At 49.4% G+C, this 245-nt stretch carries 1 protein-coding gene; it reads left to right on the plus strand.

Annotation, left to right across the window (positions count from 1 at the left end; translation table 11 throughout):
* A partial coding sequence (locus H4J52_RS03110) for a PAS domain S-box protein (RefSeq protein WP_182224217.1) occupies positions 1-245 on the plus strand: 245 nt, incomplete at both ends.

Below are 245 nucleotides of genomic sequence, written 5' to 3' on the forward strand. Positions count from 1 at the left end.
ACCGATGATTACAAAGCCTCGGTTAAAGGGATATTGGATAAAGCCCTGCAAGGTGAAGAGTCGGCTAACTATGAATTTCCGTTGTTTACCAAAACGGGCGACCGGGTGGATGTGCTGTTAAACTCCACTTCACGCCGGGATGCGGCAGGTCGTATTGTGGGGGTTGTGGGGGTTGGACAAGATATCACCGAGCTCAATAAGATCCGTAAGGAGCAAGAAAGTGTCGCCCATGATTTAACCCAGTT

It is taken from the genome of Colwellia sp. MB02u-14, assembly GCF_014076915.1.
Lineage (GTDB): Bacteria > Pseudomonadota > Gammaproteobacteria > Enterobacterales > Alteromonadaceae > Colwellia_A.